Below are 7207 nucleotides of genomic sequence, written 5' to 3' on the forward strand. Positions count from 1 at the left end.
CCCAGCTCGTGTCCCCGTTGCAGTGCGGCAGGTTGATGAAGACGCGCTTGTAATGCTCCTGCAGGTATTCGGGCAGCGAAGTAGCTACGCCGAACTGGCGGGCCACGCGGTTCGAGGCGTCGCTCAGCACCGGGAAGCGCAGCTCGTGCTGCTCGGCGGCGAAGCTGGACTGCTGCACCGTCTGCGGCGAGATGGCGATCAACGAGGCGCCGCGGGCCGCGATCTTAGGCGCGATGTCGCGCAGGGCCTCGAGCGCGGCCACGCAGTAGGGACACCAGCGCCCGCGATAGAAGGCGATGACCAGGCGGCCGCGCGCCCGCAGTTCGCGCGAGCGCACCGGCTGCTTGTTGATGTCGGGAAGCTCGAAGTCGGGGGCCGGGGCGCCCACCGGCAGGATGCGCTCGAGGGCGCCCGCCGCGCGCAATTCCTCGATCCACTGCTCGGGGGCGCGGCGCTTCTCCGCCGGGACCAGCGCGGCAACCTGGGTCGTGATCTGCTCCAGGCGCTCGGCGAGGGTGGCCGCGGGGGCCTGCTCGATCCCCGGATTGGCGCCGCGCCATTGCATTTCAGTCGTTGGTCGTTAGTCGTTGGTCGTTGGCCAGCTTACTGAAACTTCATTCCCCCGAAGCCATGCTTGAATCCCGGCTTGCTCATCATGCGGAAGGCCTTGCGCATCTGGGCGTACTGGCGGAGGAGCTGGTTGACCTCCTGCACCGAGGTGCCGGAGCCGCGGGCGATGCGCTTGCGCCGCGAGCCGTTGATCACTTCGTGGTGGTCGCGCTCGTGCGGGGTCATGGAGTTGATGATGGCCTCGACGCGCGTCAGCTCCTTCTCGTCCACCTTGTCGGCGGCGTTCTGCAGGCCGGCAAAGGGCCCGATCTTGGGCAGCATGCCCGCGATGGACTGCAGCGAGCCCAGCTTCTTCACCTGGCGCAACTGGTCGCGGAAGTCTTCCAGCGAGAAGCCGCCGCCGGAGAGCGCCTTGCGCGCGAACTCCTCCGACTTCTTCTTGTCGAGCTTCTCCTCCGCCTTTTCGATGAGGGTGAGCACGTCGCCCATGCCCAGGATGCGGGAGACGATGCGGTCGGGATGGAAGGGCTCGAGCGCGTCGTAGCGCTCGCCCACGCCCAGGAACTTGATGGGCTGGCCCGTGACCTTGCGGATGGAGAGAGCGGCGCCGCCGCGCGCGTCGCCGTCCATCTTGGTGAGCACCACGCCGGTGAGGGTGAGCTTCTTGTGGAACTCGTCGGCGCTCTTGACCGCGTCCTGGCCGGTCATGGCGTCGGCCACGAACAGCACCTCCTGGGGCGCGAGCAGGCGCTTGAGCGACTGCATCTCCTCCATGAGCTGCTCGTCGATGTGCAGGCGGCCGGCGGTGTCCACGATAAGCACGTCGCAGCCGGAGTTCAGCGCGTCGCGGCGGGCCTCCTTGGCCAGGCGCTCGACGGTGGCGGTGTTGGCCTCCGCCACCTCGCCCTCGTAGAGATTGGCCTTGATGGCCTGGGCGACGACCTTGAGCTGCTCGCGCGCGGCCGGGCGATAAACGTCCACGCTGACCAGCATGGGCCGGTGCCCGCCCTTCTTCAGCCAGGCGGCCAGCTTGCCCGAGGTGGTGGTCTTGCCGGAACCTTGCAGGCCGGCCATGAGGATGACGCTGGGCGGCTGGGAGGCGAACTTCAGCTTGGCGGTGTCGCGGCCGAGCAATTCGATCAATTCGTCGCGCACGATCTTGACCACCATCTCGCTGGGGGAGAGGGCGGTCATCACATCCTTGCCTAGGGACTTGTCGCCGATGCGCTCGGTGAGTTCCTTGACCACCTGGTAGTTGACGTCGGCCTCGAGCAGGGCCAGGCGCAGCGCCTTCATGGCCTCGCCCACCGAGTCTTCGTTGAGCACACCCTGGCCGCGCAGGTCCTTGAAGGTGCGTTGCAGCTTGTCGCTCAGGCTGTCAAACATGGATGGAAGCAGGGCGGGCCCCACGCTCGCCCGCATCCTCTCATTCTAGCAGCCCGGGAGGCGGACTCACTGTCCCGCAGGCCGAGCGCCGATCTGCAGGGTGATGGTGACCTCCTTGCTCAGCAGCAGGCGGCCGCCCTGCCAGCGCGCACCGTTCACCCCGAACTCGGTGCGGTCGAGCGTGAAGGTGCTCTCGAAGCCGGCATAGGAGCTCTGGTCGCTGACCCGCATGAAGCCCAGGTAGCGCACCGGGATGGTGATGCGCTTGCTCACGCCGCGGATGGTGAGGTCGCCGGTGACCGCGAGCGTCCCGTCGGGCCGGGCCGCGACCGCGGTGCTGGTGAAGCTCATGGTGGGGAAGCGCTGGGTGTCGAAGAAGTCGTCGGAGCGGAGGGCTTCTTCGCGGTGCCGCGAGCGCGCGTCGATGCTGTCCACCTGCACCACGAAGGAGACGTGCGAGCGCTCGGGGTGGGCCGGGTCGTAGTAGATGTCGCCGCGGAAGTCGCGGAAGCTGCCCTCCTGGCGCATCACGCCGAACTCCATGATGCTGAAGCCCACGTTGCTGAAAGCGGGCACCACGGCCAGCGAGAGAGGCTGGCTGCCGGGCCGCTGCTCCTGGCATGCGGCCAGGAGCGTGAACAGCAGGGTGAGAACAAGGGCTGCCGGCGACCTCCACTTCCGGCTGGACATGATGCGCCTCCTCGTGCGTCGTTCCAGAGGACGCAGCAGGGAGGGGAAGTGTTAACCGAAGCTCAGAGCATCAGCGCATCCTTCCAGTAGATCCACCAGCGCTTGACGTTGCCCAGGCCCAGATTCTGCCACCAGGGCTCCAGCGCCATGTGCTCGCCGCGCACCACCGCGTCGCGCGTGACCCCGGGAGGCGGCGGGGAAAGCTGGGCGGCGCGGTCGTACACCTGCCCGCGCTCCTGGGGCGGCAGGCGCAACATCAGGTTCAGCAGGGTGATGAGGTCGCGCTTGCGGGCCTGCTGAAGCAGCGTCGACAGCGCGGCCTGGTGGGCGGGACCGCTGCCGGGACCGAAGTTGATCTCCCGCAGGGCGGTCTTGAAGGCAGGGCTGGCGTCCTGGTAGTAGGAGCTGCCGGGCCCGACGCCGGGGCGCGACTCCGCCGCCGCGCCCTCGGGCACCATGGTCTCCCACTCGTCGCCTTCCAGCTCCACCCAGCCGGAGGTGACCAGCAGCAGGCCGTTGCCGTGCTCGTCCACCTCCAGGGTGTAGGCGCAGCCCACGTCGTAGGCCTGGGCGGAGGGAGTGTCCACCGCGAAGGTGAAGGGAGGCGCCCAGGTGCGGGCGCGGATCTTGCCGCGCTCCAACTCGATGCGGTGGTGGTTGGAGGTGGTGGCCAGCAGGCGCACGCGGCTGTTGGGCTCGACCTCCACCACGCCGATGCGGGCCACGCGGATGCGGGCGCGGGAGTCCGCATCGGTCACCAGTTCCTGACCCACGCCCAGGCGGCCCGACTCGCGCAGCCGCTTGCCATCCAGTTGAGGAGCGCCGCTCACCGCCTCCACCGCCCAGGCCGCCCCCGGCTGCCAGCGGAAGCGCAGCGAGGCCAGCAGGACCACGCAGGCGAGGAGAGCGGCCGAGGCCAGGGCAAAGGCCAGCACCAGGCGCGGGCGCCGGGAAGGCGCGCGCGTCGGCAGAGGACGCAGGGGCGCGTCGTAGCGGTAGCGGCCGAGCAACTGCTCCAGGCGCGCGACCTCCGGATCCGGGACGCCCGAGCCGTCCCACAGATAGCGACCGACTTCTTCGCTCACGGCGTCCCTCCTTCCAGCCGCTGGCGCAGCAACTTCATGCCGCGGTGCAGATTGACGCGCACCGAATCCGCGGTGAGGCCGGTTCGGGCGGCGATCTCGGGCCCAGTCATGCCCTCCACCAGGCGCAGCAGCAGGGTCTCGCGGTAGGCTTCGGGCAACTCCCGGATGGCGGACAGGGCGGCCCGCGCCTCTTGCTCCGGTGCGACGCCGCCGGGCGCGGCCAGCCCCGCCGGCAGTTCGTCCTGGGGGCGGGAGCGGCGGAAGTGGTCGCGGGCGCGGTTGCGCGCGATCTGCGCCAGCCAGCCGCCGAAGGCGGAGTCGTCGCGCAGCTTGCGCAATTCCCGCCAGGCCTGGAAGAAGACCTCCTGGGTGAGATCGTCGGCGTCGGCGGGCGCGACCCGGGCCAGCAGCAGGCCGTGCACCATGCGGGCGTAGCGCCGGTAAAGCTCGCCGAAGGCAGCACGGTCGCCGGCCCGCGCCGCGCGCACGCTTGCGACGTCGTCGGCCACGGCCCCTCCGGCCTCCGCTTCCAACCAGGCTCGCCTCCCCGCAAGGGAGAAAGACGTTACCACAGGCGAAAGTGTTAACAGCCCGGCCGTGATTCCCACTCGCCGGAGAGGACGCAGGCTGGGACCGAAGCGTTAACGGGAGGAGGGAGAGAGCGCGCCGGGATCGGTCATGTTTGGGGGGGCTGCCGACGCCTCCGGCTCGGGCACGCCCAGATAGCGCAGGAAGAGGCGCAGCAATTCGTCCTGGATGCGCTGCTCGGAGGCGGGGAAGGACTTGGCCACATCGCGCTGGGCCTTTTGCATCAGCATGAGGTCGCGCATCACTGTACTCACCGCCAGCAGAGCGAATGGCACGGCCACGTCCGGCTCGGGGTGGGCCATCTCCTGGCGGCGCAGCAGCAAGGTCTGAATGGCGTTCTGGAAACTCATGGACTGCTGCTTCTGGGCTTCGCGCCGGAAGGCGGCCTTGGGATGCTGGGCGACGTAGCGCATAAGTGCCAGAATCAGCCCAACGTGCTCGCGGTTGAACTCCAGCATGTGGGTGACGATGCGGCGCGCCATCTCCGCCAGCGGCATCCCCTCCCAGGCTTCCGGGCGGAAGAACTCCTGGCTGCTCTGGTAAATGGTCGCGAAGAAGCGGCGGAAGACCTCCTGCAGCAAAGCATCCTTGTCGGGGAAGCGGCGGTAGACGGTGGCAGGGGAGAGGCGGGCGCGAGCGGCGATGCGGGGCAGGGTGGCGGCCTCCAGGCCGCCCTCCTCCAGCAGCTCGGCGGTGGCCTTGAGCAAGCGCTCCAGGGTGGCGCGGCTGCGGGCCTGCTTGGCGGGAAGGATGGGCGCGCGCATGCTCACAGTCCTTAGCGTCCTCTCCCAAAAATCTTACTTGACAACAATGTGAATGTAAAGTTACATTCACATTCATGGCGGACGAGAGCATGCCTCTCCCTTTGACGCCCGAACCGAAGGCCGACCCGGCGGCTTCGAGCCCAGCGACCTCGCCGCTGGTCGCGGATGGCGGGGCCGGGGGCGCGGCAGCCGCGCCGGCCGCCGCGCTGGCGGCCTCGAACTCGCCAGCGCCCGCGCCTTCCGCAGCCGCCAAGCCGCGCCTCCCCAGCCCGCTCACCATCCCCTACTTCCGCAACCTGTGGATGGGTTCGACTGTTTCGCTGCTGGGCGACCAGTTCTACCTGGTGGCGCTGCCCTGGCTGGTGCTGCAGCTCACCGGCTCCAGCCTGGCCCTGGGCACCATCCTGATGGCTGCGGGTGTGCCCCGCGCCGCGCTGATGCTCATGGGCGGAGCCATCAGTGACCGCTTCGCCCCGCGCCGCATCCTCATTGCCACCGCCTGCGCCCGCACCCTGCTGGTGGCCGCCATCGCGCTGCTGACCTCGCTGCACCTCATCCAGCTCTGGCACCTGTACTTCCTGGCCTTCGCCTTCGGCGTGGCCGACGCCTTCAGCTTTCCCGCCAGCGGGGCCATGATGCCCACCCTGGTGAAGCCGGAGCAGTTGCCCGCCGCCAATGCGCTCTTCGCCTCCAGCGCCCAGGCCTCGACCATGCTGGGCCCGGCGCCTGCCGGCCTGGTCATCAAGCGCTGGGGGATGGCGCCGGCTTTCTGGGCCGACGCGGTGAGCTTCCTGTTCGCCATCGCCGCGCTCCTGCGCGTGCCGGAAGTCCCGCGGCCGGCGCCGCCGCCGGGCGCGCCGCCCAAGCCCAGCGTGCTGCACTCCATCGCGGAAGGACTGCGCTACGTGCACCGCGACCACGCCCTGCGCTCGCTGATGCTGCTGGCCGCGGGGCTGAACCTGTGCGCCATCGGGCCCATCATGGTGGGGCTGGCCATGCTGGCCAAGTTCCACTTCGGCTCTTCCGCCGCCTACGGGACCTTCATCTCCTGCTTCGGCGCCGGAGCGCTGGCTGGGATGATCCTGGCGGGCACCATGAAGCACCCGCGCCGCCGCGGGCTCATGCTGCTGGGCGCCGCCGCCTTGCAGTCGGTGGGGCTGGCCCTGCTGGGCGTGCTGCACGGCTTCGCCGCGGTGGTGGTGATCCTGGCCTTGATGGGACTGGTCGGCGGGCTGGTGAACGTGACCCTGGCTTCCTGGATGCAGGCGCGGGTGGAGCGCGCCCTGCTGGGCCGGGTCATGAGCGTGCTGATGTTCTCGGCACTCGGCCTGGTCCCGATCTCCTCCCTGATCGCGGGGGCGGTGGCCCAGCTCCACCTGGACCTGATGTTCGTGGCGGCGGGCGCGGGCATGCTGCTGGTCACCCTGGTGGCGGCGGCGGACAAGGGCGCGCGCGCCATCGACTGAAAGAAATGCAGAATGCAGGATTGAGAATGCAGAATGTCGCTGGTCCTATTCACTCTGCATTCTTCATTCTGAAATCTGCATTTCTCAGTGCCTCTCGTGGTGCACGCACCCTCGAGGAGCTACTTCCCCTTGCGCGGGGTCATGATGAGGAAGACGTTCATGCCGCGCGGGCCGCTCTCCGGGATGATGAACTTCAGCTCGTAGCCCTCTTTCCAGGCGTCCAGCAGCGCCTGCTCGATGTGGGTCTCGGTGACCCGCGGGGCCAGGACCTTGTAGGGCTGCAGCTTCTGCGCCATCGGAATCCTCCTGCCTGCGATGTGGTGGGCCGCCAAGGTGGCCCGGAGCCGAACCATGAGTCCCTAAGAAGACTCTAGTCGCCTTTCCCGCTGGAGGCAAAGGTCTCCTTGGCCGCCAGCACGGTGTTGCAGTGGATGGTCACGGTGTCCTCGACCTTGCGCGCGTAGCCCCCGGCGAAGGTCACCATCACCGGGATGCCGTGGGCGCGGGCGGCGCGGAACACCATGAGGTCGCGCTTCTTCAGCCCCTCCAGGCTGAGCGCCAGCCCCCCCAGTTGGTCTTCCTGGTAGGGATCGGCGCCCGCCAGGTAGCAGAGCAGGTCGGGCTGGAACTGGCGCAGTCCCGCGCTCAGCGCCTGGTC

The 7207-nt window shown here is 68.9% G+C and carries 9 protein-coding genes; 1 reads left to right on the plus strand and 8 read right to left on the minus strand.

Translation table 11 applies throughout. The annotated features are described in order from the left end of the window. The 6 genes from VEG08_09390 to VEG08_09415 form a co-directional block, all read right to left on the minus strand. The coding region (locus VEG08_09390) for a peroxiredoxin-like family protein (protein HXZ28194.1) at window positions 1-565 on the minus strand (565 nt) is incomplete at its 3' end. A gap of 38 nt (window positions 566-603) precedes the next feature. Continuing rightward, a complete protein-coding gene (ffh, locus tag VEG08_09395) occupies window positions 604-1956 on the minus strand; it encodes a signal recognition particle protein (protein ID HXZ28195.1) in 1353 nt (450 codons plus the stop codon). A 66-nt stretch (window positions 1957-2022) separates the two neighbouring features. Then, window positions 2023-2646 carry a YceI family protein gene (locus VEG08_09400; GenBank protein HXZ28196.1) on the minus strand — a complete coding sequence of 208 codons (624 nt, stop codon included), beginning with the start codon at window positions 2644-2646 and terminating at the stop codon, window positions 2023-2025. A 62-nt stretch (window positions 2647-2708) separates the two neighbouring features. Continuing rightward, a complete protein-coding gene (locus VEG08_09405) occupies window positions 2709-3731 on the minus strand; it encodes a FecR domain-containing protein (GenBank protein HXZ28197.1) in 1023 nt (340 codons plus the stop codon). Then, on the minus strand, window positions 3728-4240 hold the full coding sequence (locus tag VEG08_09410; GenBank protein HXZ28198.1) for a sigma-70 family RNA polymerase sigma factor: 513 nt from the start codon (window positions 4238-4240) through the stop codon (window positions 3728-3730). The genes VEG08_09405 and VEG08_09410 overlap by 4 nt, the downstream gene beginning before the upstream one ends. 132 nt (window positions 4241-4372) lie before the next feature. Continuing rightward, the gene (locus VEG08_09415; GenBank protein ID HXZ28199.1) at window positions 4373-5083 is read right to left on the minus strand and encodes a TetR/AcrR family transcriptional regulator; all 711 of its coding nucleotides are present in this window, start codon (window positions 5081-5083) and stop codon (window positions 4373-4375) included. A gap of 89 nt (window positions 5084-5172) precedes the next feature. Here VEG08_09415 and VEG08_09420 point away from each other — a divergent pair, with 89 nt between their 5' ends. After that, on the plus strand, window positions 5173-6549 hold the full coding sequence (locus tag VEG08_09420) for an MFS transporter (GenBank protein ID HXZ28200.1): 1377 nt from the start codon (window positions 5173-5175) through the stop codon (window positions 6547-6549). A gap of 119 nt (window positions 6550-6668) precedes the next feature. Here the strand turns inward: VEG08_09420 and VEG08_09425 are convergent, their stop codons facing one another. Both VEG08_09425 and VEG08_09430 read right to left on the minus strand, forming a co-directional pair. Further along, the gene (locus VEG08_09425) at window positions 6669-6845 is read right to left on the minus strand and encodes a hypothetical protein (protein ID HXZ28201.1); all 177 of its coding nucleotides are present in this window, start codon (window positions 6843-6845) and stop codon (window positions 6669-6671) included. 74 nt (window positions 6846-6919) lie between these two features. Continuing rightward, on the minus strand, window positions 6920-7207 hold a 288-nt coding region (locus VEG08_09430; GenBank protein ID HXZ28202.1), incomplete at its 5' end, for a histone deacetylase.

The sequence above is a fragment of the Terriglobales bacterium genome (assembly GCA_035624475.1).
Lineage (GTDB): Bacteria > Acidobacteriota > Terriglobia > Terriglobales > Acidobacteriaceae > DASPRL01.